At 42.7% G+C, this 25,881-nt stretch carries 29 protein-coding genes; 2 read left to right on the plus strand and 27 right to left on the minus strand.

The window, feature by feature from the left end; all coding sequences use genetic code 11:
- Positions 1-71: 71 nt before the first annotated feature.
- The 8 genes from PCY07_RS00900 to PCY07_RS00935 form a co-directional block, all read right to left on the minus strand.
- Positions 72-1,370 (minus strand): ABC transporter substrate-binding protein, encoded by a 1,299-nt coding sequence (locus PCY07_RS00900; protein WP_013904504.1) that lies wholly within the window; start codon positions 1,368-1,370, stop codon positions 72-74.
- Positions 1,367-2,050 (minus strand): response regulator transcription factor, encoded by a 684-nt coding sequence (locus PCY07_RS00905; protein ID WP_037585171.1) that lies wholly within the window; start codon positions 2,048-2,050, stop codon positions 1,367-1,369. The genes PCY07_RS00900 and PCY07_RS00905 overlap by 4 nt, the downstream gene beginning before the upstream one ends.
- Positions 2,051-2,055: 5 nt before the next feature.
- Complete coding sequence (locus PCY07_RS00910) at positions 2,056-3,372, minus strand: sensor histidine kinase (RefSeq protein WP_049489162.1); 1,317 nt, start codon at positions 3,370-3,372, stop codon at positions 2,056-2,058.
- A complete protein-coding gene (locus PCY07_RS00915; protein WP_156672040.1) occupies positions 3,372-4,355 on the minus strand; it encodes a substrate-binding domain-containing protein in 984 nt (327 codons plus the stop codon). The genes PCY07_RS00910 and PCY07_RS00915 overlap by 1 nt, the downstream gene beginning before the upstream one ends.
- A gap of 185 nt (positions 4,356-4,540) precedes the next feature.
- A complete protein-coding gene (locus PCY07_RS00920) occupies positions 4,541-4,936 on the minus strand; it encodes a single-stranded DNA-binding protein (RefSeq protein ID WP_003004675.1) in 396 nt (131 codons plus the stop codon).
- A 104-nt stretch (positions 4,937-5,040) separates the two neighbouring features.
- Positions 5,041-5,667 (minus strand): YtpR family tRNA-binding protein, encoded by a 627-nt coding sequence (gene ytpR, locus PCY07_RS00925; RefSeq protein ID WP_301355822.1) that lies wholly within the window; start codon positions 5,665-5,667, stop codon positions 5,041-5,043.
- Between the two features lie 9 nt (positions 5,668-5,676).
- Positions 5,677-5,994: a thioredoxin family protein gene (locus tag PCY07_RS00930; protein WP_049517977.1), complete on the minus strand. Its 318-nt coding sequence runs from the start codon at positions 5,992-5,994 to the stop codon at positions 5,677-5,679.
- On the minus strand, positions 5,991-6,281 hold the full coding sequence (locus tag PCY07_RS00935) for a DUF4651 domain-containing protein (protein ID WP_045759005.1): 291 nt from the start codon (positions 6,279-6,281) through the stop codon (positions 5,991-5,993). The genes PCY07_RS00930 and PCY07_RS00935 overlap by 4 nt, the downstream gene beginning before the upstream one ends.
- A gap of 142 nt (positions 6,282-6,423) precedes the next feature.
- Between PCY07_RS00935 and pepA the strand changes: the two genes are divergently transcribed.
- Positions 6,424-7,488, plus strand: coding sequence for a glutamyl aminopeptidase (gene pepA, locus PCY07_RS00940; protein WP_014712788.1), 1,065 nt, complete (start codon positions 6,424-6,426; stop codon positions 7,486-7,488).
- A 244-nt stretch (positions 7,489-7,732) separates the two neighbouring features.
- Positions 7,733-9,217 (plus strand): DUF1846 domain-containing protein, encoded by a 1,485-nt coding sequence (locus PCY07_RS00945; protein ID WP_003019066.1) that lies wholly within the window; start codon positions 7,733-7,735, stop codon positions 9,215-9,217.
- Positions 9,218-9,552: 335 nt separating this feature from the next.
- Here PCY07_RS00945 and folK read toward each other — a convergent pair whose 3' ends face one another.
- The 19 genes from folK to wecB all read right to left on the minus strand — a co-directional run bounded on the left by folK (position 9,553) and on the right by wecB (position 25,346).
- Positions 9,553-10,362, minus strand: coding sequence for a 2-amino-4-hydroxy-6-hydroxymethyldihydropteridine diphosphokinase (gene folK / locus PCY07_RS00950; RefSeq protein WP_003019125.1), 810 nt, complete (start codon positions 10,360-10,362; stop codon positions 9,553-9,555).
- 25 nt (positions 10,363-10,387) lie between these two features.
- Positions 10,388-10,942 (minus strand): GTP cyclohydrolase I FolE, encoded by a 555-nt coding sequence (gene folE, locus PCY07_RS00955; RefSeq protein WP_003019101.1) that lies wholly within the window; start codon positions 10,940-10,942, stop codon positions 10,388-10,390.
- A gap of 8 nt (positions 10,943-10,950) precedes the next feature.
- Positions 10,951-12,261 (minus strand): folylpolyglutamate synthase/dihydrofolate synthase family protein, encoded by a 1,311-nt coding sequence (locus tag PCY07_RS00960; protein WP_003019185.1) that lies wholly within the window; start codon positions 12,259-12,261, stop codon positions 10,951-10,953.
- Positions 12,262-13,212, minus strand: coding sequence for a dihydropteroate synthase (gene folP / locus PCY07_RS00965; RefSeq protein WP_003019077.1), 951 nt, complete (start codon positions 13,210-13,212; stop codon positions 12,262-12,264).
- A 161-nt stretch (positions 13,213-13,373) separates the two neighbouring features.
- Positions 13,374-14,105, minus strand: coding sequence for a CPBP family intramembrane glutamic endopeptidase (locus tag PCY07_RS00970; RefSeq protein WP_195227560.1), 732 nt, complete (start codon positions 14,103-14,105; stop codon positions 13,374-13,376).
- Between the two features lie 72 nt (positions 14,106-14,177).
- Positions 14,178-15,371, minus strand: a complete 1,194-nt coding sequence (locus PCY07_RS00975; protein ID WP_023919646.1) for an acetate kinase — start codon at positions 15,369-15,371, stop codon at positions 14,178-14,180.
- 51 nt (positions 15,372-15,422) lie between these two features.
- Complete coding sequence (locus tag PCY07_RS00980) at positions 15,423-16,376, minus strand: class I SAM-dependent methyltransferase (RefSeq protein ID WP_003019156.1); 954 nt, start codon at positions 16,374-16,376, stop codon at positions 15,423-15,425.
- A gap of 30 nt (positions 16,377-16,406) precedes the next feature.
- Positions 16,407-16,871 (minus strand): competence type IV pilus minor pilin ComGG, encoded by a 465-nt coding sequence (comGG, locus tag PCY07_RS00985; protein WP_229040369.1) that lies wholly within the window; start codon positions 16,869-16,871, stop codon positions 16,407-16,409.
- A complete protein-coding gene (comGF, locus tag PCY07_RS00990) occupies positions 16,828-17,280 on the minus strand; it encodes a competence type IV pilus minor pilin ComGF (RefSeq protein ID WP_195227561.1) in 453 nt (150 codons plus the stop codon). The genes comGG and comGF overlap by 44 nt, the downstream gene beginning before the upstream one ends.
- Positions 17,270-17,557 (minus strand): competence type IV pilus minor pilin ComGE, encoded by a 288-nt coding sequence (gene comGE, locus PCY07_RS00995; RefSeq protein WP_070594723.1) that lies wholly within the window; start codon positions 17,555-17,557, stop codon positions 17,270-17,272. The genes comGF and comGE overlap by 11 nt, the downstream gene beginning before the upstream one ends.
- A complete protein-coding gene (gene comGD / locus PCY07_RS01000) occupies positions 17,523-17,927 on the minus strand; it encodes a competence type IV pilus minor pilin ComGD (protein ID WP_003004513.1) in 405 nt (134 codons plus the stop codon). Before comGD ends, comGE begins: the two co-directional genes overlap by 35 nt.
- Positions 17,917-18,234 carry a competence type IV pilus major pilin ComGC gene (comGC, locus tag PCY07_RS01005; protein WP_101770912.1) on the minus strand — a complete coding sequence of 106 codons (318 nt, stop codon included), beginning with the start codon at positions 18,232-18,234 and terminating at the stop codon, positions 17,917-17,919. Before comGC ends, comGD begins: the two co-directional genes overlap by 11 nt.
- Positions 18,231-19,262 carry a competence type IV pilus assembly protein ComGB gene (comGB, locus tag PCY07_RS01010; RefSeq protein ID WP_193390612.1) on the minus strand — a complete coding sequence of 344 codons (1,032 nt, stop codon included), beginning with the start codon at positions 19,260-19,262 and terminating at the stop codon, positions 18,231-18,233. The genes comGC and comGB overlap by 4 nt, the downstream gene beginning before the upstream one ends.
- On the minus strand, positions 19,195-20,136 hold the full coding sequence (comGA, locus tag PCY07_RS01015; RefSeq protein ID WP_003019098.1) for a competence type IV pilus ATPase ComGA: 942 nt from the start codon (positions 20,134-20,136) through the stop codon (positions 19,195-19,197). The genes comGB and comGA overlap by 68 nt, the downstream gene beginning before the upstream one ends.
- A gap of 85 nt (positions 20,137-20,221) precedes the next feature.
- Entirely contained in the window at positions 20,222-20,614 is a 393-nt protein-coding gene (locus PCY07_RS01020) for a DUF1033 family protein (protein ID WP_037617571.1), read from the minus strand.
- Positions 20,615-20,838: 224 nt separating this feature from the next.
- Complete coding sequence (locus PCY07_RS01025) at positions 20,839-21,942, minus strand: glycosyl hydrolase family 8 (protein ID WP_049489151.1); 1,104 nt, start codon at positions 21,940-21,942, stop codon at positions 20,839-20,841.
- An 8-nt stretch (positions 21,943-21,950) separates the two neighbouring features.
- Positions 21,951-23,261, minus strand: coding sequence for a glycosyltransferase (locus tag PCY07_RS01030; protein ID WP_003019113.1), 1,311 nt, complete (start codon positions 23,259-23,261; stop codon positions 21,951-21,953).
- 142 nt (positions 23,262-23,403) lie between these two features.
- Entirely contained in the window at positions 23,404-24,192 is a 789-nt protein-coding gene (locus PCY07_RS01035) for a hypothetical protein (protein ID WP_049489150.1), read from the minus strand.
- The gene (gene wecB / locus PCY07_RS01040) at positions 24,192-25,346 is read right to left on the minus strand and encodes a non-hydrolyzing UDP-N-acetylglucosamine 2-epimerase (protein ID WP_003019164.1); all 1,155 of its coding nucleotides are present in this window, start codon (positions 25,344-25,346) and stop codon (positions 24,192-24,194) included. The genes PCY07_RS01035 and wecB overlap by 1 nt, the downstream gene beginning before the upstream one ends.
- Between the last annotated feature and the right edge of the window lie 535 nt (positions 25,347-25,881).

Below are 25,881 nucleotides of genomic sequence, written 5' to 3' on the forward strand. Positions count from 1 at the left end.
CATTCCCAATATGACATTTAGCAATTAAAAAATGACATCTGTCACTTGACAAAATGCCATCTTATTTTGCTCTAAACTCCTACCTGTAGACTACTCTCAATCTCCCTCTGAATTTGAGGCAAGCGGTTCTCGACATCCTGATCGCGCAAGGCATTGCCAATCAAGTAGTCTAGCTTTTCTAGCACCTCTTTTGAGACATTTTTAGGACTACTTTCAACAGCTTGTTCCATGATGCGGTTCAAGGTCTGATTGGTCAAGGAATCTGTTCCAAAATCATCCACCTGCAGAAGGTCTTTACTAGAGCGACTCTTGACGACCTGTGGCATGACAGAGATCCCTTGGGATTGGGCAAAGAGGGTTTGTTGAATGTCTGGATCCTCTGTCAAGAGTTGCATCAATTCCCAAGCCAACTTGGAATGAGAACTTCGAGCCGACATAGCAAAAGAAGTCGTCGTGACCAAGGTTGCCTTGGTCGTTTTTGACTTAGCAGGCATCGGGATACAGGTCCAGGTGAAGTTTGAATATTTAGAAACGTGGTAGGGATAAGGTTTATAGGTCCGATATTGGGCCAAGGTCATGGGATAGAAGGCGACTTTCCCCTGGTCAAAATCTTTAGAGCTCACCTTGTAATTTTTATTTAGATCTTCCAATTTTTGCAGAAAAGTCAAAGACTCTTTGACTTCTGGAGCTGTCAGCTTGAGCATGCCACCTTGGAAGAGATAACCTCCATTTGCTGCCAAGGCTTCTTTCCAGGTGTATTCTGTACTCCCAAATTGGTCCAATTGCCCATCCCCATTGGTATCTTTGGTTAGTTTCTTGCAAATCGTATAGAACTCTTCAAGGGTCCAACCTTCTTTGGGAACCGCGATGCCTTCTTTATCCAAGAGATCTTTATTGACACACATCAAAATCGGATTGCTTTCATAAGGCAAGGCATAGGTTTGCCCCTGAAAGACACCCGATTCAAAGGCAACGGGATAAAAGGCAGCTTGATCTTTTCGATCCATATAGCCGTTTAACTTCTCGAGCACACCCCGCGCTGCTAATAAGGAAAGATCTTGCTCAGAGACCATAAACACATCCGGCGTCTTTCCTGAAACAATCTTTTCAGAGAGCCAATCTGAATAATCTGACTGCGGAATCCCATTTTCATACTCTACACGGACGTGGGGATGGGATTTTTCAAATTTTTGAATGGCACGATCCAAGGCATGGGAACGTTGACTAGTTGGCACATCCCAGCTAGAACCTGCATAAACGCCGATATGGAGTACGGTCGGTTGCTGTTTCCACCAATAAAAACCTGCGCTTGCACAGAGCACAACAAGGAGACCGATCCCCCAACAAAGATGCTTTCGCTTCAATTTCATTCTGTATTTCCTTTAGAAAAATCACGTCTCGTCACTCCTGTTTGGACTGACCAGATCGCTAATTGCGTTCGATCTCGTAGGTTTAATTTCGCCAAAATCGTTGATAAGTAATTGCGCACGGTTCCTTCTGACAAGAAGAGTTTGGCCGCAATTTCTTTATTGGACTCCCCATAGCCGACTTCTTGGATAATGCGCCATTCCGTTGTGCTCAAATCCTTGACATTGTCCTCATCCACAGCAATAGAGAAGTTGGTTTTGGCCATTTGAGAGAAAATTTGAAAGACTTTACTAGCGATATTCGGGTTGATCATAGCTCCGCCCTGATATACCACCTTAATCGCTTCATAGAGTTCCTCTGTCGAGGCTCCCTTTAAAAGATAACCTGAAGCACCATACTTGAGTGCACTATAGATAAATTCATCATCGTCAAAGGTCGTTAAAATAATAATTTTGATATCCGGATAGTGTTCTTTTACTTCTTTTGTCGCCAAAACCCCATCCATGCCTGGCATCCGAATATCCATCAAGATCAGGTCAGGATGTGTCTGCGGAATGCTAGACAAGACATGATTCCCATCTTCCACTGTGGCTACCACTTCGATATCGGGGTGGGCCGACAAAATAATTTTTAGAGATTCTCGAATCAAGGCCTGGTCATCTGCCACCATTACTTTTATCACCATCTCTATCTCCCTTCTTTATATTTCGGTAAACTCACGCGCGTGAAAAATCCATCGCGGCTTTCAAATTGAAGCTGTCCTCCTAGGATAGAAATTCGTTCCATCATCTGCTTGAGCCCATAGCCATAGGTCAAGGTTTCAAACCCAACCCCATTGTCCTGCAACTCGATCAGGTAATCTTCTTCATCCTCAAAAAAATGAAGGATCATCCGGCTAGCATGACCGTGGCGAACCGCATTGGTCATAGACTCCTGGATCACACGAAAAATCGTATCTTCAATCATGACGTCCATATCGACATCGACCCATTCATAGTGTAAATCAACCTGCAAGTTGGAAAGCGTCTGATACTCGCGGATCATCTTTTCTAATGCATCTTTGAGGGTTCGTCCCTCAAGGGCACCTGGACGGAGGCGGTTGAGAGAGCCTCTCACATCCTGGATCCCTTCACGAACCACTTCTGATACACTTTTCACCTGCTCTTTTGCCCGATTGGGATCGATATCAATCAAGACTCCGACAGCATCTAAACCTGCCGAGATCCCTGTTAGCGCATGTCCCAAGGTATCGTGAATCTCCCGAGCAATCCGCTTGCGCTCCCGATCTTCTGCAATCTTCTCAGACAAGGCCATATAGTTGTTCAACTCCGTATTGACCTTCGAAACCATGGCCAACTCTTCTTCCACTTCGTGGTTTTCCGCAAGAACATTCATAATATAGAACAAAAGCGAAATAATGAAGAGCACCATATTCAAGGCATAGAGGGAATTCTTTAAGAAAAAGGCCAGAATCCGAATGGAGGCAGGATAAAAATGAATATAGACATCCAGAGAAGGTATCGGAAAGAAAAGCGAAAAGACGTCTGAATTGGTCACAAGAAGCATCAAGAAACTCACTAGGATAAAAGCAAACCAATACTTGCGGTCTCGCTTGGTATTCAACTCTTTGGAACCATAGAAGATATCCGCAAAAACCAAGAGAATGAGCCCGTTATAAGCTACATTTTGGACCCACATCAAGAGCAACATCAGGAGGATCTCCAGAATGTTCCACTTATCAAAAATGGACCATCGACTCGTTTGAGACCGGTAACGACTCATGGAGATCAAGGCAATTCCAGCAAATAAGAGCGCAGACAACCAAAAAGTTGTAGAGGGCGCAAAAGGAATACGCTCTAAGCGTTCTACTAATAGAGAAGCTTGCCGTTGGGCAATGATATAGTTGGTTGCTTGAAGATAGATGATACTGTTGAGCATCACAGCGATAAAATTCACGACCATCAGGATGGCCAAACTGTATCTCACACCTCTAAATTTTCTCATTACTGCCACCCATTCACATCAAATTGATCGATGTTTTCCTTTGTCATCATCTGAACCGGAATGGTTATTTCTTTTTGGTAGCTCTTCCCATCAGCCATATCTTGGATGACCTCCATCACGCGGTCTCCCATCTTCAAAGGAGACTGGGCAACGGTTCCCACAACATCATCTGTCGAGTGCAGCAAGGCTTTCATATCTGGTGAGCCATCAATCCCATAGATCGCAATGGGATGGGTGATCCCTTGCTCCTTGATCGCTGCTAAAGCTCCTATAGCTGAACGGTCATTCAAGGAAACTAGAGTATCGACATTTCCCCCTGACTGCAAGAACTTACGGACAGCTGGCATAGCGATCTCCGTCTGACCCTTGGTTTCTAGTTCCGAGATAATCTCATATGACCCATGTCCTTTGATGGTATCCTTAAATCCCTGAATCCGCGTATCTGCTGAAACAGTCCCCTTATGCTCCAAGAGAAGGATCCGAGCATTTGAAGAGCGTTTCATCAGCTCTTTTGCAATCAAGACTCCTGCTTGGTAGTTGTCGGAGACAATGCTGGCATCCGGCTTAAAATGCTTGATCTGGGTATCAACTGCAATGATCTTAATTCCTTGTTTTCTAGCTTTTTTAAGAGCCCTTAAAATGGGCTGACTATCTCCTTTGACCGGATTAATCACAATCACATTTACCTTTTGAGCGCAAAAATCATCGATCTGCTGGCTCTGCCTTTTTTCGTCCAATTCTGGATCTCGGACATAGACAAGAGCCTCTTTCTCATCGGCAATTCGACTTATTTCCGAATGAATACTTTTATAGAACTCATTGTTCATGGTCATATAGGTGACACCGATCTTGGTCTGATCCTTGATGCTACTGGTTTGACAAACGGCATAGATCCACAAGAGGATGCAGGTCACTGGAATCACCAGTAGAACCCGTTTTATCAGCCATTTTAACAGTTCTTTTCTTTCTTCTTTCCCCTTCAAACTCCGTTCCTTTTCTGAAAATTTTGAATATATATTACTTTATTTTACTACTTTTTCAAAAAAAGTGCTGGTTTTTATTGTGCAGATCAATTTTCCAATCCTTTTAAAAAGAATAAACACCGAATAATCTCTCTGAAAAATATTAAAAAACTGGTCTTTTAACAAACCAGCTTTCTTTATCTCCTCTAAAAAGGAAGATCTTCCTCTTCTAAGATAATATCGGCCAAATCTCCCGTTCCACCATTTTCACGCATCGCTCGCTGAGCGCGGCTCTCTAGCAACTGAAAACTTTGACAGAGGACCTCTGTCACATACTGCATGACCCCATTTTTCTCGTAGCGGCGTGTCCGAATCTCTCCATCCAAAGAGATCAAGCTTCCTTTACTGGCATAACTAGCCATGGTTTCAGCCAATTTCCCCCAGACAACCACATTAACAAAATCAGTCTCTCGCTCCCCGTTTTGGTCCTTGTAGCGACGATTGACCGCAACGGTCACTCGGGCAACGGATTTGTCTGTGCTGGTTTTATGCAATTCTGGAGCCGCTACTAGGCGACCGATTAAAATAACTTTATTATACATCATTTACCTCCTATCTATTTATTCGAAAAAATTTCAAAAAATGGAGGTGACAAACCAAAATTATCAAAAAAATCTAGGATTCAAAACATCCTAGATTCTTCTCTTTATTCGTTCCAGTGACGAGCAGGATCAAAAGGTGTCCCTGCTACTTCTGCATCATCCAATTCAATAATGCCTCGTTTTTGAGGAGCATTTGGCAAGTGCAATTCGCGAGGACTGCACATCATGCCATAGCTTTTTTCACCACGAAGGGCCCCTGGGAAAATCAAGCTACCATCCGGCATCATGGCACCTGGAAGAGCGACAATGGTCTTTAGACCCACTCGCGCATTTGGAGCCCCTGCTACGATCTGAACTGTCTTGTCTGGTCCAACTGCTACCTGGCAGATATTCAAGTGGTCACTATCTGGATGGGCCACCATTTCAAGGATTTCTCCGACCACAAATTTTGGTTCCTGATCATTGACCAATCGTTCTGCGAAGCCTTCTGCTTCCAATTCTTGATTTAAACGAGCTACTTGCTCATCTGTCAAAAAGACTTGGCCCTTGCCTTCGATGGCGAAGAAAGATGAGGCATCAAAGATATTCCAGGCAACGGTTTCTTGGTTGTCCTCACGGTAAACGCGAGCCACTTTTCCTTTTCTCTCCACCGCGAGCTTTGCTTCTCCACTATTTTTCAAGGTCAGCATCAATACATCGCCGACTTGTTCTTTGTTGTATGTTACAATCATGTTTTTCTCCTATTTTAATCCTGCTAAGAATGCTGTAATCTGCGCTTTGGTTTTCCGATCCCGATTGACAAACCGACCGATTTCCTTATTCTTTTCCAGAACCACCAAACTTGGGATCCCATAAACATCCCAGACTTTCGCCAGATCCATATAGGCATCTCGGTCAATCAAGATAAAGGTAAATTCGGGATTTTCAGCCTCAATCTCCGGCAAAAAAGGCTTGAGGTAACGGCAATCCCCACACCAGTCGGCTGAAAAGACAAACACTTTCTTGCCATCTTGCTCTACATATGAAGCAATTTCTTCTAGAGAACTCGGTGTGATCATAGTTTTTCCTCTTCATAATGCAAGAGACCGTCCTCATAGACAAAGCGGTAATGGCGCTCATCTTCAAAAATGACGCCTCCTACTAAGCGCTCTTCACTAGACTCGTAGAGTTCCACATACAGAGTCGCAATCGTCCCCATGGCTTCCATTTGCTCCCGTACTTCTGCTACCAATTCTTCTTGGGTACGGAGACGCTTTTGATCTTTGGCAATTTTATAAACACCGGCCGCAAGAGCTCCTGCACTTGCTAGAGCCAGACTAGACAAAATAATTTTTTTAGCTTTCATAGTGCCTATTGTAACACAAAATAAGCAGAGGGACAACGGTCTAGGCTAGATCTCTCCCTCCGCTTTTAGAGACTGATTTCCATAATAACGCTACCATCCTTGTAGAAAAAGTGATAAAATAACATCAGAAAGAAGGTAACCTATGACTGATTTATTTTCTAAAATCAAAGAAGTAACTGAAATCCCTGCTATCTCAGGTCATGAAGCTCCTGTACGGGATTATTTGCGCCAACAATTGACCCCTCATGTGGACGAAATCGTGACAGATGGTCTTGGTGGGATCTTTGGGGTCAAACATTCAACAGCAGCCGATGCTCCTCGTATCTTAGTAGCTGCTCACATGGACGAAGTTGGTTTTATGATCAGCGAAATCAAAGCTGATGGGACTTTCCGTGTTGTCCCAATCGGAGGTTGGAACCCGATGGTCGTCAGCAGCCAACGCTTCAAACTCTTTACACGTGACGGACGTGAATACCCTGCTATTTCAGGATCTGTTCCTCCTCATTTGACACGTGGAACAGGTGGACCAACCGTACCTGCCATTAGCGACATCGTCTTTGATGCTGGCTTTAGCTCTAAAGCCGAAGCTGAAAGCTATGGGGTCCGTCCTGGAGATACCTTGGTCCCAGATAGCTCTGCGATTCTTACTGCTAATGGTAAAAACGTCATCTCAAAAGCATGGGATAACCGCTACGGCGTCTTGATGGTCAGCGAATTGGCCAAGAGCCTTTCTGGACAAGCCTTAAATAACGAACTCTATGTAGGGGCCAACGTTCAAGAAGAAGTGGGACTTCGTGGAGCCCACACTTCAACCACTAAATTTGATCCTGAAATCTTCCTTGCTGTAGACTGTTCGCCAGCAGCCGATGTCTTTGGAGACCAGGGCGCGATCGGGGAAGGAACACTGCTTCGCTTCTACGATCCAGGTCACATCATGCTACCAAATATGAAAGACTTCTTGCTCACTACGGCTGAAGAAGCGGGCATCAAATTCCAATACTATTGTGCCAAAGGTGGTACCGATGCAGGTGCAGCACACTTGAAGAATGGCGGAGTCCCATCAACCACTATTGGTGTCTGTGCACGTTACATCCACTCTCACCAAACCCTCTATGCCATGGATGATTTCTTGCAAGCGCAAGCCTTCTTACAAGCATTGGTTAAGAAATTGGATCGCTCTACAGTTGATTTGATCAAACACTATTAAGTAGCATCGATCTGAAGCCCCGTAAGGGGCTTTTTTAGAGGGAAAACAAGGTTCTCTTTGAAACTTTCCAGCGTGAGTCACCATTAAGCCCTTTGGCATCCACACTCCCCTTAGGAAAGTATCTTAGAATATTTTATCTTCCATCTGTTTTCTGATATAATATGAAAGAATGAAATGGTAGGGAACGGAACACTCATCCTTGGATTCGTGTGGCAGACCCTTCCCTTATATACAGGAGTTTTACATGAAAAAACAAGCTTTTAGTTCTGAAAAGTATTTGAACTTGCAACGTGACCACATTATTGAGCGGATCAACCAATTCGATGGCAAGCTCTACCTTGAATTTGGTGGTAAGATGTTAGAGGACTTCCACGCTGCTCGTGTCCTCCCTGGATACGAACCAGACAATAAGATCAAGTTACTCCAAGAATTGCGCGACCAGGTGGAGATTGTCATTGCCATCAATGCCAACAATATTGAGCACTCAAAAGCCCGTGGAGATCTAGGAATTTCTTATGACCAAGAAGTACTGCGCTTGATCGACAAATTCAATGAACTCGGCATCTATGTTGGATCCGTTGTCATCACCCAATATGCTGGACAAGCTGCAGCAGACGCCTTTCGCAAACAACTGGACAAGAGCGGGATCGCCTCTTATCTCCACTATCCGATCAAGGGCTATCCGACTGATATGGACCACATCATCTCTCCTGAAGGGATGGGGAAAAATGACTACATCAAAACTAGTCGCAATTTGGTCGTTGTGACGGCTCCTGGACCTGGTTCTGGTAAGCTGGCAACTTGTATGTCCAATATGTACCATGACCAATTAAATGGGATCAAATCCGGTTATGCTAAGTTTGAAACCTTCCCTGTATGGAATCTTCCTTTGCACCACCCAGTCAACTTGGCTTATGAAGCAGCGACTGCAGATCTAGACGATGTCAATATGATCGATCCTTTCCACCTTCAAACCTACGGGGAAACAACGGTCAATTACAACCGCGATATCGAAATCTTCCCTGTCTTGAAGCGCATGTTGGAACGCATCTTAGGAACCTCACCTTATGCTTCTCCAACAGACATGGGCGTCAACATGGTTGGCTTTGCCATTGTGGACAATGACGCTGCGATTGAAGCTTCCCAACAAGAAATCATCCGTCGCTATTACCAAACCATTTTGGATGTTAAAGCAGAGCGTGTCGGTGAAGGAGCTGTCAAGAAGATCGAGCTCTTGATGAATGATTTGGGCATTACTCCAAATGACCGGAAAGTGACCGTTCTTGCTCGTCAGAAAGAAGAAGAAACAGGGGAGCCAGCCTTGGCCCTTGAATTGCCAAACGGCGAGATGGTAACCGGAAAAACCTCCGATCTCTTTGGCCCAACCGCAGCCCTCTTGATCAATGCGATTAAGAAATTGGCGCATATTGACAAAGAAACCAAATTAATCGAGCCAGAATACGTGCAGCCTATCCAAGGCCTGAAGATCAATCATTTGGGCAGCCGTAACCCTCGTCTTCACTCGAACGAAATCCTCATTGCCCTGGCCATTACAGCCATGAGCAACGAAGATGCTAAGCTTGCTATGCAAGAATTAGGCAAGTTGAAAGGTAGCGAAGCCCATTCAACCGTGATGCTGACAGACGAAGACAAGAACGTCCTTCGCAAGCTCGGTATCAACGTTACCATGGATCCTGTCTACCAATACGATCGCTTGTATCGTAAATAAACTAAGACAAACAAAAACAATCCCTGCTCGAGGGAGTGTTCAGATTGAAGACAAAGTCTTCTTAAAAAACTTTCCTTAGGTGAGTACGGACGTCAGCGAACTTCTACGAAGTTCCAAGACTAATTATTGAGCCTGAGGTCTCAATAATTCCGAGTGCCTGAAACTGAGTCGTTTCAGGCACTTTTCTCACAGCGGAAAGTTTCAGAATATGATTGAATAACTATAACGAGTATAATTTTTAAAGAAGTGATTAGATTTTATTAAAGATTCGTTTATCTACGCTCTCAACAATCCCTCGAACAGGGATTGTTTTTTTATGATGCAAAGAAGAGAAACTATTTGACAGCCTCCCATAATTGGCGAATGGGCTTTCTTTGAACAGGGTCCACAAAATGAGGAGCAATTTCATTCAAAGATTCTAGGACAAAGGCTCGTTCTGCCACATAAGGATGCGGCAAGATCAAGCTCGGACTGTAACAAATGGTGTCATCCATATAGAGCAGATCTAGATCGATCACACGTGGCCCCCACTTGACCTCACGGACACGCCCCATTTCCTGCTCAATGGCAAGTAAGGTCTCTAGTAAATCCTCTGGGGTCATCCAGGTTTCAACCTCTGCCACTTGATTCAAAAAGGTGTCCTGCTCCACTCCTCCCCAAGGTTCTGTTTCAATCCTTGTGGATGTCTGAAGAAGGCGAATGCCTCGATCCTTAATTTTTTCTAGCGCCGTCTCTAGTTGCAGTTGTTTATCTCCCATATTGGTGCCAAGCCCAATAAAGGCCCGTTTTTTCTCCCGTTCGATTGTCACCGAACAAGTCTCCAATGGCAAGGGAACAGGAGCCCAAGGTTTTTTCAACTCCAGACGAACTTTTTCTACAAAGGAATAGCTTTCGAAAATCTTTTGCACCAACTGAAAGGCCACCGTTTCAATCAGATCGATTTTTTCTGCCTGCATCCACTCGGTCAACTGTTCCGCCAAGATCCCATAATGAATCGAAGCTTCCAAATCACCTGTGCGGGCAGCACGAGTCATCTCATAATCTACCCATAGGTCTAGGACAAAGCGTTGTCCTAATTCTTTTTCTGCCGGAAAAACACCGTGATAGGCGTATACCTCTAAGTCCTTGATCCGTAATTGATCCACTCTGTTCACCTCTTATAGCCAGCCATTAGTGGCCCATGAGTTTATAGGCTTCATTTTTTAAGTCTTTATCTGTCGCAAGTAGTCCACGCGCAGCAGTTGTCACTGTAGCGGTCCCAGGTTTACGGACACCACGCATGTTCATACACATATGCTCTGCTTCTACCCAGACAAGTGCTCCTTGTGCTCCAAGATATTCCATCAAGGCATCTGCGATTTCTACCGTCAAACGTTCCTGAATCTGTGGTTTTTTAGCATAAACCTCGACCGTACGAGCCAGTTTTGAAAGCCCAGCAACACGGCCATTTGGAATGTAGGCAATGTGCACTTTTCCATAAAACGGCAAAAAGTGATGCTCACACATGGAATGGAAGAAGATATCCTTCTCGACCACCATATTGTTATCAATGATTTCAAATGATTTAGACAGATGCTCTTCTGCTGTCTGCCCTAGTCCTGCAAAGATTTCTTGGTACATCTTGGCGATGCGGGTCGGCGTTTCCTGAAGTCCCTCACGGTTCTCATCTTCACCGACTGCCTCGATGATCATTTTCACTGCTTCTTCAATTTTCTTTGTATCCATATCATCTCCTAGTTGGATTTTTCTGTTTTTAATAAATAAGGTCGTACCTGGCTAAGGAAGTAGAGCGACCCCGTTACAATGAGGAGCTCATCGCCTTCAGCTTGCCAGTTTTGTAGAAACTCTTGCCAGTTGACTTCCTCAAGCTGATGCTTTTTCGCAGCAGCTCTTATCTCTTCTTGAGAATAGGCTCTTGGATCTTCAAAGGTCGTGAGGATCAAGCGACTATTTTCTAGTTCCTGCCACTGAATGAGCATCTCTTCTAAGGCCTTGGTCCGGATGCAGGTAAAAAGAATGGTCTTTTTTTGACTTGGAAACAGTTCCCGAAGGCTTGCGATCAAAGGCGCAACGGCGTGGGGGTTATGGGCCCCATCAAGCAAGATCATGGGATTTTGCGAGACCACTTCCATCCGGCCAGGCCAGACGACTTGATGCAAGGCCTCATCCACTAACTCTCTTGACAAGAGTTCACGCCCTTCTCTTTCAAAAAGTACATCACAGATACTGATCGCAAGAGCTGCATTTCTGGCCTGGTGATGACCTAAGAGCGCTACTTGATAAGAGGCTTTTTCTCTTTTAGAACTGTGATAAGAAAAGGATTGGCCCGATAGACAAGAGGCCTCTAGCTCAACTTGGTAATCTCTGTCATAGGCTGTTATCGGTGCCTGCTTCTGAATCGCAATACCTTCTATGACTTGGCTGGCTTCTGCTTCTAATTTTCCTAGAACCAGAGGAATTCCTGGCTTAATGATACCAGCCTTCTCACGGGCGATGGAAGCCAGATCTGGCCCAAGAAGGGCAACATGATCCAAGCCAATCGAGGTGATCGCAGTCAGAACAGGCTGACAGACATTGGTACTGTCTAGTCGTCCCCCCATACCGACTTCCATAATCACGTAATCCAGCTCCTCATGAGCAAAATAATCATAGGCAATCGCCGTCATCACTTCAAATTCCGTCAACCCTTGAAAGACGGCCTTTGATTGTTCAGCTTGCAGGAGCTGCTGGTAACTATCCAGGTAGGTTTGCAGGTCTTGATCCGAAATGGCTTCGCCATTAATGGTGATTTGGTCATTGTAATGGATCAGATAAGGAGAGGTAAAGACTCCAACGCGTAAGCCTGCCTGCCTCAAGAGTTGGGACAAAGTAGCAATGGTAGAGCCTTTGCCATTGGTCCCCGCAACATGAATGACCCGACAGTCTAAGTGAGGATTTCCTCTCAAAGCTAAGAGAGCTTCCATGCGCTCCAAACCGAAATGTGGATCTTGGGAACGATAGGCTTCTAGCCAACGAAGATCCAACTGATGTTCTTTTGTCTTCATTTACTTGTATTGTTTTAAATTGGTATCTGCTGCCTCTTGGGCTTGGAAAATAGCTTGGCCCAGACTGGCTGCCATCTTGTGAAGGGGAATATCATGCACCCGCACTACTTCGACTCCTTGACTGGCTGCAATACTCGTCAAATGGCTCGAAGCCAGGTCCCGATTCCAAAAACCAGTCTCTGTTGCAGGATCTGTCTCAAATCCAGCTTCCTCAATAATATTGACCACAAAGCGTTTGCGGGAGACCCCTAGAAAGATCGGATACCCCTTTTGGTGAATCGTCCCAAGTTCTTGTAATAAGAGTAAGTTCTCTCGCTTGGTCAAACCAAATCCGATCCCAGGATCCAGCATAATACGATCCGTCTGGACACCAGCTGCTTTCGCTACCGCAAGCGAGCGGTTAAAGAAGGTCCACATCAAGTCTTGAATCGGTTCTTGAGCCATCTGTTGAAGCTCTTGCTCTGAAAAGACTGGTTCAAAACCAAAACGTGGAAAGATAGTGGAACTTGGATGATGCGGTCTTGCCATCACTGGATTAAACATGAGAACCGCGCTCGCTTCATGCTCCGCAACCACAGCAGCCATCTTAGGATCTCCAAGAAAACCCGTAATATCGTTGACAATATCAGCTCCAGCTTCGAGCGCTGCGGCTGCCACCTGTGACTTCCAGGTATCTACTGAGATCAAGACATCACTTTCTTTCCGAATGGCTTTAATCACCGGAACCACGCGGTCAATCTCTTCTTGGATCTCCACATAATGACTACCTGGTCTGGTTGATTCTCCTCCGATATCTAGGAGTTGAGCTCCTTCTTGGATCAGTTTTCTCGCCTGCTGCAAGGCTGCATCCACACTCGTATACTTACCGCCATCAGAAAATGAATCCGGAGTGACATTTAAGATCCCACAAAGAAGGGTCCCTTGGCCACTCAGCCATTTATTATCAATCATTTTCGTCCTCCTTTGATTCCCTTCCTACAGCATGATTGCGAACAAAAGAGGCTAGAACAAATGTTCTAAACCTCTGAGTTCATTCTCCATACGAATTGCTTATTTTTCTGACCTTCTGTACGAAGGTTCTGCATCAAAACTCATTGGTACCTACCATTTTATCATAATTTATCATGGAAGAAAACTCTCCATACTGGCAATAAACAAAGGAGTATGACCACCGGATAATAATAAGCCAGCGCATTCAAGGTCATATGGAGACAGATGCTATACTCGATCCGCTTATAGCGATAAGCCACCCAAGTTAAGATCAAGGACATGCCTCCGTAAGCTACCCACTCCCCTAGGGTACTCGGTCCATGCAAGTAAGTAAAAAAGAGAGCACCGGCTAGGTAACCGATCGGTTCTGCCCCTCGAAAGATCAAACGAGGGATGATGGCCCGACAGAGTAGCTCTTCTAGAATCGGAGCGACAAGGATCACGACCATTCCCATAGCGAGAAAAGGAGCATGAGATTGTAGTTCATTCAGAGCCGCTTGGTTTGCCGTCGTACCACCTGCCTCTTGTTTCAACAAGGGATAGGCTAGCAGGTTATTAGCCATCAACAAGAGAAGAAAAAGAAAATTTCTCCCCAGAGCTGGCCAGGTAATAACCCGAACATCTAAGTTCTGCAGAGGGCTCATCTTGATGACCCTATAAAAAACAAAGAGCACCGCCACTGTCACCAAGAGAGTGAGGATAGTGACCCACCTTGCATCTACTCCTTCTTGAAGGGAATAAACCATGGTGATGAGGGGGAATTGTGAGAGAAAGAATAAGGGCACAAAAAGAAGGAGCCAGAGGGCATTCTTACATAATGGGTGCTCTCGAACAAAAGACTGTATGTTTTTCAATGGACAACCTCTTTCTTGTATAAAATAAGAAGACTGGGGCTTTCGCCTCCAGCCTTCTCACTTTATTTCAGTTTACTGATTTTTGAAACGTTCAACGTCACGCGCAATCACCAACTCTTCATCAGTTGGAATCACCAATACCTTCACACGGGAATCATCTGTGGAAATATCTCCGACAACTCCAAAGACGTTCTTTTCAGGGTCAACCTTGCAGCCAAACCAGCTGATTCCATTGATAATAGAAGAACGAACGTTTACTGCATTTTCACCGATTCCTGCTGTAAAGATGATGGCATCTGCCCCGTTCAAGACAGCTAAGTATTGACCGATGTATTTTTGCAAACGATCGATAAAGATATCGTATGCCAATTTGGCTTTTTCGTCTCCATTGTGCATCGCTGTATGAATATCCCGCATGTCGCTAGAAGATCCAGAAACACCCAGAAGACCTGATTCACGATTGAGGATACGGCTGATATCTTCAGGCTTATTGAAATCCTCTGTATGCTCCATCAAGTAAGGAATAATCGCTGGATCGAGATCCCCTGTACGGGTTCCCATCATGACTCCACCTAGAGGGGTGAAGCCCATTGAGGTATCGACAGAGATTCCCTTGTCAACCGCTGTAACAGATACACCATTTCCAACGTGGCAGGTGATCAATTTCAATTCTTCTAATGGTTTTCCAAGAAGTTTAGCAGCTTCACCAGCTACATACTGATGACTGGTTCCATGAGCGCCATATTTACGAACCTTATTTTCTGTGTAATATTTAGTTGGAAGAGGGTAACGATAAGCTTTTTCCGGCATGGTTGTATGGAAAGAAGTATCAAATACCACAACACTGGTAATATTTGGACAAATCTCTCTAAAGGCACGAATTCCAGCTGCATTTGCAGGATTATGAAGAGGTGCTAACAAAGACAATTCTTCTACTTTTCGAAGGACTTCGTCATCTACCAAGGCAGAATCCTTGAAGTATTCTCCACCAGCAACGACGCGGTGGCCCACACCTGTAATCTCATCGTAGGATTTGATAATATCAAAACGAATCAAATCATCCAACAAAATTTTTACAGCTTGTGTATGGTCCTGGATATCTAATACTTGTTTTTCAGAGCGTCCATCAAATTTAACGGTTGAAATAGAATCCTTCAAACCGATCCGTTCAATCAACCCTTTTGCAAGAACAGTTTCCTCTGGCATTTGGTACAATTGCCATTTCAAACTAGAGCTTCCTGCATTAATAGAAATTGTTTTCGACATATATTCACCTCATTAAGCGTTTTCACTTCCTCTATTATATCAGATCTTTGATCAAATTTCACTATCCTTTAACCAGTTTTGGAAACTTTCCATGAAGTGAACCACTTGGTCTTGATCCTGGAGATCGGTAAAAGGATAGACAAAGGGCTGAACAGATTCTTCTTCTTGTTTTCGTAGGACGAAAATCGTCTTAGCATAGGCTGGATTTGAAAAAAGAGATTCTGGCAAGGTCAGCATGGCAAGGAGTTGGGCCTTGTCTGTTAGCCAAGCTTTCAACAGATCACTCTGAGGGCTTGTCAAGAGGTTATTTGGAGCTAAAAAGATGGCAACTCCTTGAGGTTTCAGATATTTCAGAGCCTGTTCCATCATGAGGTGATGGGCATAGGTATGGCCTTCGGAGCTCGCCACCTGATAACGCTGTGCAATCGCATCATCTGGATAATAGCCAATCGGTAAGTCGCTAACGATCAAGTCACTTTCTTTCAACACTTGTGGACGCACCGCGTCGCCTTGTGCAAAGACAACGCTAGACTCCATCACATCTGCGATACTAGCAGATAGGTCAATCAAGAGATCATCTACTTCCAATCCTAAGTAATCAATCGTGAGACGGCTATTGTTGACAATAGTCTCAGCTAGATTTCCGGTTCCACTTCCCACTTCTAAGACATCCAGTTGGTCGCTTTTAGCCAACTGATCGATCAAAAATGTAATGATAAAACCAATCGCATCTGGTGTGAACTGGTGATTCGCTTGTAAAGGTTCTGTCTGAGCAGCTTTCATAAAAAGGAATTGGTAGGCTCTGCGCCATTCTTCCTTACTTAAACCTAGTTCTTTTAATTTTTTGCTATTGTTTTTAACAATGTCTAAATCAGTCTTGCCATCCAAATACATGGCATTTTGTTCAATCAAGGCGTCATAAAAGTTGGTCGACAATTCATTTTGAATACTTTGAGTGTTTTCTAATAGATAGGTATAAGCTTGTTCAATTTTTTCGAAATTCATGATTTCCTCCGCACCCTATCATACCAAAAATTAGTCTTTTTCGCTATTTTCTGATGGTTCCTTGATCTCGTTTGGCGTCTCTTCAGAAGGCGTTTCGCTCCCTGCCGTCGCCTTATCTTTCCGTGTCTTCTTTTCTTTTTGGCTCTTCTTGCTTTCCTTTTCTTCTCTCACAGGAAGGACAAACTCATAGCTTTCGCCATCCATCTCAGCTTGGGCATGAAGAAAACCAGTATCCTTCTTTAGCTGAACTGTTCCAGACTTTAAATGAATCTCTGATGTCTTCTCATCACTCTTTCTCTTTTCAAGAGCCAATTGCACCAACGCATAGGCCCGAAGACGCTCTTGACTCGTCTTTAAGATTCGTCTCTCCGCAACCTGACGGTGCAGGTAAAACTGAAGCAAGAGACAAAAAATCGCTGCCATCAAGAGAGCGTAAAGCAAGACACCAGCCTTAACTTTTTTCATTTTGTATCGCTGGTACCACATGGTAGACATACTCCCTTTCTAGACCTTCTTCAAAATCCAACCGCAGATGAAGCAAATCTCCCTCCTGCCAAATTTGGCTAGAGCGAACACCTGAAATCATAGGCTGATAGCCCCTGCCCTTATCATCTGTTTTTCGGATGTCATCTCCTTTAGATTGACCAATAGCAATTGGTTTTCGATCCTGAACCAAGTAGATATGGTTGTCCGCCACTTTTTCAAAATGACTCCGGTCCAATTCCACCTGCAATTGTTGCTGAAAAAGTATCCATTCTTCCTGCTTTTGATGCGCCTGGTAGTCCAATTCAGCATGCAGAAGCTTGGTCAAGCCTTGAAAGACCAACACTCCCCCACTAAGCACTAAGAGAGCGACCAAGGCTTCGAGCAGGGTAAAGGCCTTGACCTTTCCTTTATTCCACATGCAGCACCACCTTTCCTTGATGATAGACCGTGAGTTGATCGGCATCTTTTTCGACTTGAACCTGAATACCATTGGCCTCCAGATGATTTTGCCCTGTCTGAAGCGCCATTTGAGCGACAGATAAGACCTCTACCTCTTTGAAATCCACTAGTCGCTCCTTGCGCGAACGCCGGATCTCCCCTAACAATAAGGTCGTAATCATGGCAAATAAACCCAAGGCTACCAAAGATTCTATGAGAATACTAGCGGGAACGGATGCTTTTTTTAATTTTCCCATTTCCAAGCGACAGTTGATAGGTCACCACTCCTCTCTGTGTCTGAAAGTGAACATTGGCCAGGGATGAATTGCCACCTGCACGGTCTAAACGAATAGTTTTAGGATCTTGCAAAATAACAGAATCAGGAATCTCCACCGTCTGATAAGGCGTTTGAATCTTCCTTGCAGTCACTTCAACATCCAATTCCGTTTGCCTTGCCAGTGCTATCTTCTGGCTTTCTTGATAGAGGTGTTCAAACTCTGCAAAAAATACTTTTTCTTCCACCTGCTGAAAGCTCGTCTTGATCGATCCCGATAAGCCCAGATAGATAAAACTGACGATCATCAAGGTCAGAAGGGTCTCCACCAAAGTGAAGGCCTTAATCTGCAACCGCACGAGTTTCTCCACTATTTTTCGCATAATAGGCACGGTAGGATTCTGCTTGTTTGTTGGTAATATTTCCATCAGCAATCAGTTTTGCTAGAGTGGCTTGGTCATTGGTATGATTGAGCTCGTACAATTCAGCCTGGCTTTCGACCACCTTCACAACCGCTGCATTTCCTGTCTCTTTCACGGAGTCTTTTTGCTTGGTCAAATTCGGCACAAAGAGCAATAAGAGCACACTGATGATCAATAAGACCACCAACATTTCAATAAGTGTAAAGGCCTTTACCTTATAGGTTTTTAATTTTTTCATAAATGAACCTCCATATTTTGATAAATCGGCAGCAACATGGCTGCATAGAGTAACACAATCACAAGAGCTACAAAGACAAACACCAAAGGTTGTATCACATTCATAGCCTTGTGAACCCGACGAAAGAAATCTTCCCAGGTTTTTTCAGCGTAGATTTCTAGCTCACTTCCGAGCTTTGATTTGACTTCACCATATTCAATCATAAGGGGCAATTCTTTTTTGAAAAAAGGATACCCCCTGACCGTCTCTGAAAAGGACTGGCCACGATCTAAAGAAAGAGCTAAATCCCTTCCAATTTCTTGAAAAAGCTGGGATTTTTGCTCCTGCATCATGGAAAAAATCTGAGACAATTCCAATCCTTGCCCAATCAGATTTCCCCATTCTCTGGCATAATAGGCTGTCAAATAAGCTTGAATCATGCCTTTACCGAAAGGCAGATGAGACAAAGTTCTAAAAACGTTGATCTTGCCTGACTGGCGGTAATAGAGAAAGCCGAGTAAGAAGAAGGCCACCAGTCCCGCTCCTAAGGCCAAAAAGAGTTGGGGGAAGGAACTGATCAATTGCGTCCCAATATTTTGAGCATCCATTTGAGGGAGCAAATAATTGCGCAAGCCTAGCATAATCAGAACCAAAAATCCAAGCAAGATAAGAGGATAAGTGCTGACCTCAATCAGCTTTTTCTTGACCTTGCACATGTTTTCTAAGTAAGCACTGATTTTCTCCAAGCTCAATGCAAGATTGCCATGGAGCTCAGCGAGAGACAGCTGTGTCGTGACCGCATCTGAAAAACCGATCCCCGCCATCATATCTGAGAAACTCTTCCCACGAGAGAGATCTTCCCGCATCTGAGAGACCAACCGACTCTCCACTAGGTGGGAGCGACCCAGAAAATCGACGATCTCAGACAGATGAAAACCACTCGAATAAAGATTCAAAAATAATTCGATGATTTGCTTTTGTTTAGCGGTAGATAATTTTTTCGGCTTGCGCCTGAGCCAGCTGGATATATCCCGATTGAGCCAAGAGATCCATTTGTTGGTTCCAGCGGCTGGCCGAGTGCTCTTGGTAGTTTTCCGTTGCAAAATCGACAACACCTCCTCCTGCAATTAATCGTTGGTAGCAAATACCTTGTAAAACAATCTTGAGTTCTTCCTCACTCACTCCAAGCTCTAAAAGGCGCTCATAAACACCTCTAACGCTCTTGGCATGAATCGTAGAGAAGACGGTGACCCCTGTCAAACTAGCTCGTACAACTGCACGGGCCGTTTCCTTATCTCGGATCTCCCCAATAATGAGAAGATCCGGTCGATGACGTAAGGAGAGTTTGATCAGGTTGTCATAGGTCATGCCGATCTGGTCATTCAGCTGGAGCTGAAGCATATTCTCTTGCTTGATCTCGACAGGATCTTCAATGGACATGACTTGCTGATCTGCAAAGCGCTCTTGCGCCAGAGCATGCATGAGAGTGGTCTTTCCCGAACCAACGGGACCCGCAAAGAGATAAAGCCCACGACCAGCCAATTTCTTCTTCAAGTCTGGCAATTGATCAAACCAAAACCGCAATTCGCGTTCCTCATCATGCAAAAGCCGAATGACCAAGCTTTCATAGCCACGATAATCCCCCACCGTCGACAAGCGAATCGAAACCACTCCATTCTCCAAAGGGTAATCACACGATCCTAGCTGGCTGCGCCTTTTTTCTCCCACATTCATCCCTGCTACAAATTTAAAATGGCTTATAATAGCCGTCATCTCCTCAAAAGGAAAGGATTGCACAAAACGCCTCTCATCTCCGACCCTCATAAAAACCTGATACTCCTCCTTCCGAGGAACGAAGTAGAGATCCTGAGCTTCTTCCTTCTTCCCCATACGGATCAATTTTTTTGCAATTTCTTGAACCATAGCTCCTCCTCTCACTTATACTATTCGAAAAAGAAAACAAAAAAGAAGACTTTCTAGATCGCTCTAAAAAATCTTCTGATTTTTCTTATGACAGGGATTTTGTACTCTTATTCGGGTCGAGAGTAAATTGACAAGAACGGTGTTTCCGACTCCCTTTTTCTTTTTCGTAACCTGGACGGAGCTTACTTTTTGGAATTTTGTGTTCATCTTCCAAAAGAACGAGCGAGTGGAATAACTGCACATCTTCACTGCAATCCTCACACCACTCTTGCTCTTTGGAATCCCAAAAAACTGTCATGAGATCACTTCTACTCTTATAACTTGGAAAGTGCGCATTTAAATCTAACCACTTCTGCTTGTAGTATTTTAAAGCCTGATAATAGTCTTCAAATTTCCGACTACTGACGACATCTTCTTCCCATCCATCCAAAAACCACCAGGGCTCACAGTCCCCAAACATTTCAATCACTCGATACATAAACTCTTCCATCCTTTGTATCCTCTATTATATAGAAAATCCTTTGAGAATAAAAGCTTTCTGCTCACAGAGTGAATTTTCAAGTAATTTTCATAAACTTTCCATTTCTTTTTTTTGAAAATAGACGGTCAGATTCAGTTTGGGACTTTTTTTTGAAAATAATTAAAGAGCCCCTACAAAATAGAAGTGCTATCTTGTGAGACTCTTTTTCTAACTTCAAATGATTAGAACAGTTCAAGTGCGATCATGGTTGTCATTGTTGCATCATAATAGTTATTAAGAGGAAGATCCTGTGTAAATATATATTTATTCTGTTGAACCAATTTTAAATAACTCTTTTCTCTTTCAGACGCAAAAATTATTGGTGCAAGGAAACTTGCAGCCTGATGATTATTCAATGCCTTCCCTTTCAAATCATATCCAGCATATAAGTTTCTCTGATCATTAAAGAAACCTAACATTTTTTTTACCATTTTTTGACTGACTGGATCCTTACTTTGAACGAGATTATATGGAAGACGGCAAGCATTATAAGAATAAGACCCATCATACTTAGATTCAATCGTGTTCGGATCGGCCACACGAGTTCCCTGTTCCTCTACCCAAATGAAATCAGGTAATAAACCTGTATTCGATTGCGAACTAATCGTATCTAGTTGCTTCAACATCTTTTCTTTAATATCTAACCACTTTGGATCTTGCGTAACTTCATAAAAGACCTGGAATTGTGCTGGCAGTGTATCAGAAGTCCGCATCAAATGATAAAAATCCGAATCCCCATTAGCCCAATTTCCAACTGTTAGAACACCTGTTTCTTCATTGTAATTATATTTTAAGATATCTCCTAAAATAGCTTTAGCTTGAGCTTGGTATTTTTTAGCTTGCTTCGGCCATTGATGGGACGCTTCTAGCAAAGAATAAGCAATATAAAGGTCCCCATCTGTTGCATTATGATCCTCAGCTGCAACCTTTCCATCTGAGATCGTTTGTTTCCAAGACATCAACTGGGTGTCCCCTAAGCGGTGTTTCAGATAATATTGATAGAGACGGTCAAAGTCTTCTTGGTGGGCCTGACCTTTTTTTGCAGCTTCTACTGTAATCAACATCCCGTAACTTTGCGCCTCAGATAAGACGACTGTCTGATTTGAATCATTGGTAGTACGAATATAAGATTCCTTCCCCTTTGAAACAACAAACTGTTGATTCCACTGGCGATAGATTCGATTTCGCATCTCTATCTTGCTTCTAGTTCTCGCAAAAAATAAGGTCATACAGAAAATGCAAAGAATAATCACAAACCATAAATATCTAAACTTTTTCATTTTCATAAGATCTCCTACCCCGCGAATCGTTTTGTTTTAACCCATTTTGTTCCCTCACGATGCAACAGTTTATCCATCACAATAGAAGAAACAGCATCAACAGATACAATAATAAACAGTTGTGAATAGGTGAAATACGCGGCCAGGGCTAACCAAATTTGTTTGATCGTTGCCTGACCAAACTGCGATGCTAGTGCAACATTGATCTGAAGAAGATAAATTCCAATCATCAAAATCCAATTAAACAACATTAATTGAGCAATATAAATATTATCAGAATCAAAGGCAAATGGTATTTGAACTCCTGGGACGACTGAATGGATACAGATAGCTAAAATGTTTGCGAAAAAAATCAAATCTGATAAAATGATCGCTGCATTAAACCAGAAAAAGATGCAGGAGTAATTAATGACTTCCAACTTCACACGCCAATTTCCTTTTCCAAATAGATGTTTAAAGTTGGAAAGAACTACCTCATAATTTCCTTTTGCCCAACGCTTACGTTGCATATAATAACTCTTCAGAGTTTCTGGTTCCTGTTGAAAAGCTTCTGAATTATACGCGAGAGCAATCAACTTCCCACTTTGCATAATCTTAAAGGAGATATCCGTATCCTCTGTCAAGGCACCATTTTTCCAGCCTCCAATACTCTTTACAAATTCGGTTTGGATAATAAAGTTTGTCCCTGGAATCCGTCCAATCTTAAAGAGATGCCACATACCGACATGGTGAACCCGTTGGGTGACGACAATTTCTTGATTGATACAATGTGTTAAAAAATTTTGCCCTGCATTTCGCGTCTTATTTCGACCAAAGGATGCCACATGACGTTCCGGATCTTTAAGTACTTCCTTCACTAAAAAATAAAGCGCATTCTTTTCAGGCATAGCATCTGCATCGTAAACACAGATATAGTCTCCTGTAGCCATCTTCAAAGCATCATTAAGTACACCAGCTTTTCCACCTGTTCCGCTTCGATTAATAATTGTTAAATCGCGTCCTGCGTACTCTGGCAATGCTTGGACTGAAAGACACTCTTCATAGGTCCTATCCGAACAATTATCTGCAAACAGCAATAATTCGACACGATCATGTGGATAGTTCATGTCAAGAATCGCTTTGGCTGTTTGAGCAATGACCACATCCTCGTTATGAGCTGGTACAACAATAGTCACTTTAGGGTAATACGGAAGGGGATCCGTATTGACACGAAAATCACTATGTTTGAACCAAAAATGAACGGCTGAGAAGAGAATCACCAGTCCCCAGGCTAAAGATAACCAAATCGAAACCAGGGCAATAATCATCACAATTTGACTAATCATGGTGCACCGCCTTAAAATTTTTATTCACAGAATGGTAAATCATCATATAATCCACAAATAATACAATGAAGCATAAAACAAAAAATACACTGATACCTACGGCCATGTTAAAAAATAAATTCGTTAATGTCATATTTCCCTCCTAATATTCAACAATGATATCTGTCTCTAGTTGACGTTTTAAATGACTAATCAAATCTTTATAATCACCATACTTGGTTTTATTTGTTTGATCCACTACAACAAATCCTGATTGAAATTGGACCGATTGCTCTCCATCTTCTCCACAAAAAACAAGGTTTTCCAATTGATTTTTTATCACGGAGTCATATTCGTTTTTCAAATCCCTCTGGCTATCAGAAGATAAAAATAAATAATTACCATCCGATACATAATATAAGCTTTCATCATGTTTGACATATTGGGATAAAAGATCGTGGATTTGGTTCAACATTTGGCTATATTCTTCAGGCTGTAATTGGAAAAATAATTCCTCATGAGACCAGTGAATTAATAAGGCTTGGATCTTCGTATTATTTCGATCCTCAAAGGATTCAAATCGATTACAATAATCTACATCAGCTTCTGTTTCCTGATCTTTTATTTTTGCATGTTCTTTGAAAAGATGATCTCGAACTTGAATTAAGATTGCAATCAATAGCGGAAAACTGAAGAGTAGTAGCAAAGACTGGTGAAATGGAATATAGACAATACCTGCAACTAAGAATACAATTCCAAAGGCAAATGAAAGAAGGATCGTCCACGTCAATAATAAATCAGACAAAACAATAGCAGCAAATAACCCTGTTATCAAGAACAGTCCTTCTTCAATAAGAATTTCTTTTGCAAAAAATAAGCAGTACAGAAATAGAAGAACTTCAAAAACGATCAGAATCAGCAACCATCTACTTAACTTATCAGTTTTTTTCATTAGTTTTCATCTCCCTCATGAAATTCCTCAGCGGCATCTCCCAAAGCAAAATAATGTTTAATAGCTTGTACAATTCGGGCAGAGGCTTTTCCGTCCCCATAAGGATTTCGTGCATTCGCCATTTCAAAGTACAGTTTTTCATCATTTAACAGCTCTGACATCGTAGATTTGACAGTTTCAGGATCCGTACCGACTAATTTTAAGGTTCCTGCTTGAACTCCCTCTGGGCGTTCTGTCGTATCTCGCAATACCAATACTGGTTTTCCTAATGATGGAGCCTCTTCCTGGACACCCCCAGAATCTGACATAATAAAGTAACTTCTAGAAGCTAAATTATGGAAATCAAAAACATCTAACGGCTCGATGAGATGGATTCGTTCATGATTTCCCAAAAGATCGTGCGCTACTTCTTGTACTGCCGGACTCAGGTGAACTGGATATACCACTTCAATATCTGGTTCTTGATCGACCATTTCTCTTAAAGCACCAAATACAGCTCTCATCGGTGATCCTTGATTCTCTCTTCGATGCATCGTTACGAGGATCAATTTTTTGGTTGGATCCAATCGATCCAAGACCTCATGATGATAATCTTCCTGAACAGTGAGTTTCAGTGCATCAATAGCTGTATTCCCTGTGACCACAATAGAAGAATCGGAATGATTTTCTTTTAATAGATTGGCCTTACTTTCGCCAGTCGGTGCAAAATATAGATCTGCTAAATTATCTGTCATTTGGCGATTCATCTCTTCTGGAAATGGAGAATATTTATCAAAAGTCCGTAAACCAGCTTCGACATGGCCAATTCTTACTTGATTGTAAAAAGCAACTAAACTGGTAGCAAAAGTAGTTGTTGTATCTCCATGAACCAATACCATATCTGGCTTTTCTTTTTTAATGATTGGATCTAATTTATCTAAAATTTTAGTTGTAATCTCTAATAAGGTTTGGCTTTTTCCCATGATATTCAAATCGTAATTTGGTACAACTTTAAAGGTCTCTAAGACTTGATCCAGCATTTGACGATGCTGAGCAGTGACTACCGTGACGGTTTGAATTATTTCACTTTGTTTTTGCAATTCCAACACCAAAGGAGCCATTTTTATAGCCTCGGGTCGAGTTCCAAAAACAACCATTATCTTCAATTTTTCCATAAACTTCTCCCGTTGAAATGCATGCTATATCAACATTTTTTAAATATATGTACATCTTTTCTCATTCTACCTCCAATTAGTTTAATTGTCAAACATTTTTTCGTGTTTTATTTACAAATTACTAATAGTTAGTCATTTATTTATTTTAGGCTTTGTAATACATATCCACTAAGATCACTAATTATCAATATTTTAATCCTTTGGTTTTGAGAAGCTTAAATTTTTAGTAAAATAATAATAGTTTTTTTATACATTTATTAGTCATTTTTTGTTATTTTTAGAAACAAAAAAACAGAACACCTAGTTCTGACTTCTTTAGACTATTCTACGTATAAAAAGAGAGTGGGACAGAAATCGGTAATTCGTTAGAATTCGATTTCGTCGTCCCACCTCCGCACAGTTGAGTAGGACTGTAAAAGCTGATGAAATCAGCGTAGTAGAGCCCACTCAACCACTGCGTCTTGCTCGACAATCCAAAAACAATTGAGAGGCTAGGACTTTTGTCCCAGCCTCTTTTAGCTTTTCTTTCATCGCC

It is taken from the genome of Streptococcus sp. SP1 (assembly GCF_030440005.1).
GTDB classification, from domain to species: domain Bacteria; phylum Bacillota; class Bacilli; order Lactobacillales; family Streptococcaceae; genus Streptococcus; species Streptococcus parasanguinis.

Bases quoted from the DNA above. Each gene is read 5' to 3' on its own strand.
- ytpR (WP_301355822.1), bottom strand. From the start codon at position 5,667: ATGATTGTAACATACAACAAAGAACAAGTCGGCGATGTATTGATGCTG.
- comGG (WP_229040369.1), bottom strand. From the start codon at position 16,871: ATGTCTACCATGTGGTACCAGCGATACAAAATGAAAAAAGTTAAGGCT.
- comGF (WP_195227561.1), bottom strand. From the start codon at position 17,280: ATGTGGAATAAAGGAAAGGTCAAGGCCTTTACCCTGCTCGAAGCCTTG.
- PCY07_RS01035 (WP_049489150.1), bottom strand. From the start codon at position 24,192: ATGAAAAAAACTGATAAGTTAAGTAGATGGTTGCTGATTCTGATCGTT.
- PCY07_RS01020 (WP_037617571.1), bottom strand. From the start codon at position 20,614: ATGTATCGAGTGATTGAAATGTTTGGGGACTGTGAGCCCTGGTGGTTT.
- comGE (WP_070594723.1), bottom strand. From the start codon at position 17,557: ATGGGAAAATTAAAAAAAGCATCCGTTCCCGCTAGTATTCTCATAGAA.
- folP (WP_003019077.1), bottom strand. From the start codon at position 13,212: ATGATTGATAATAAATGGCTGAGTGGCCAAGGGACCCTTCTTTGTGGG.
- wecB (WP_003019164.1), bottom strand. From the start codon at position 25,346: ATGGAAAAATTGAAGATAATGGTTGTTTTTGGAACTCGACCCGAGGCT.
- PCY07_RS00980 (WP_003019156.1), bottom strand. From the start codon at position 16,376: ATGAATTTCGAAAAAATTGAACAAGCTTATACCTATCTATTAGAAAAC.
- folE (WP_003019101.1), bottom strand. From the start codon at position 10,942: ATGGATACAAAGAAAATTGAAGAAGCAGTGAAAATGATCATCGAGGCA.
- PCY07_RS00900 (WP_013904504.1), bottom strand. From the start codon at position 1,370: ATGAAATTGAAGCGAAAGCATCTTTGTTGGGGGATCGGTCTCCTTGTT.
- PCY07_RS00945 (WP_003019066.1), top strand. From the start codon at position 7,733: ATGAAAAAACAAGCTTTTAGTTCTGAAAAGTATTTGAACTTGCAACGT.
- pepA (WP_014712788.1), top strand. From the start codon at position 6,424: ATGACTGATTTATTTTCTAAAATCAAAGAAGTAACTGAAATCCCTGCT.
- comGA (WP_003019098.1), bottom strand. From the start codon at position 20,136: ATGGTTCAAGAAATTGCAAAAAAATTGATCCGTATGGGGAAGAAGGAA.
- comGC (WP_101770912.1), bottom strand. From the start codon at position 18,234: ATGAAAAAATTAAAAACCTATAAGGTAAAGGCCTTTACACTTATTGAA.
- PCY07_RS00920 (WP_003004675.1), bottom strand. From the start codon at position 4,936: ATGTATAATAAAGTTATTTTAATCGGTCGCCTAGTAGCGGCTCCAGAA.
- PCY07_RS01025 (WP_049489151.1), bottom strand. From the start codon at position 21,942: ATGAAAATGAAAAAGTTTAGATATTTATGGTTTGTGATTATTCTTTGC.
- PCY07_RS00960 (WP_003019185.1), bottom strand. From the start codon at position 12,261: ATGAAGACAAAAGAACATCAGTTGGATCTTCGTTGGCTAGAAGCCTAT.
- PCY07_RS00930 (WP_049517977.1), bottom strand. From the start codon at position 5,994: ATGATCACACCGAGTTCTCTAGAAGAAATTGCTTCATATGTAGAGCAA.
- PCY07_RS00910 (WP_049489162.1), bottom strand. From the start codon at position 3,372: ATGAGAAAATTTAGAGGTGTGAGATACAGTTTGGCCATCCTGATGGTC.
- PCY07_RS01030 (WP_003019113.1), bottom strand. From the start codon at position 23,261: ATGATTAGTCAAATTGTGATGATTATTGCCCTGGTTTCGATTTGGTTA.
- PCY07_RS00975 (WP_023919646.1), bottom strand. From the start codon at position 15,371: ATGTCGAAAACAATTTCTATTAATGCAGGAAGCTCTAGTTTGAAATGG.
- PCY07_RS00935 (WP_045759005.1), bottom strand. From the start codon at position 6,281: ATGAAAGCTAAAAAAATTATTTTGTCTAGTCTGGCTCTAGCAAGTGCA.